Raw genomic sequence first — 325 nt, 5'->3', positions numbered from 1 at the left:
CTCTCCAAGAGTCATTGGTTTGCTTGAGATGACGACGGATTCTTTTGTCTAATTCAGGACCATACTGATGAACCCAACGCATAATCGTTGTATGAGCAACGGATAAGCCCCGTTCCTCCATCATTTCCACCAAATCACGAAAGCTCAAGTTGTACCGTAGGTACCATCTTACTGTTTGCAAAATAATATCATGATGATAATGCTTCCACTTGAATAAATTTCGCTTTTCCATACTGATCACGCACCTTTTTTAGAGTAATAGTATCAGTATGTCCAAGATTTAGAGATTACGTGCAATTATCTTGAAGTTTTCGCACCAGAACCC

Annotated in this window: 1 pseudogene; it reads right to left on the bottom strand. The window is 39.7% G+C overall.

The window, feature by feature from the left end:
- A pseudogene (locus BPMYX0001_RS28865) lies at nucleotides 1-232 on the bottom strand (IS6 family transposase); the annotation flags it as partial.
- Nucleotides 233-325 lie beyond the last annotated feature (93 nt).

Source organism: Bacillus pseudomycoides DSM 12442, from assembly GCF_000161455.1.
Lineage (GTDB): Bacteria > Bacillota > Bacilli > Bacillales > Bacillaceae_G > Bacillus_A > Bacillus_A pseudomycoides.
The sequence above is the reverse complement of the archived record's forward strand: the minus strand, read 5'-3'. Positions and strand labels throughout refer to the sequence as shown.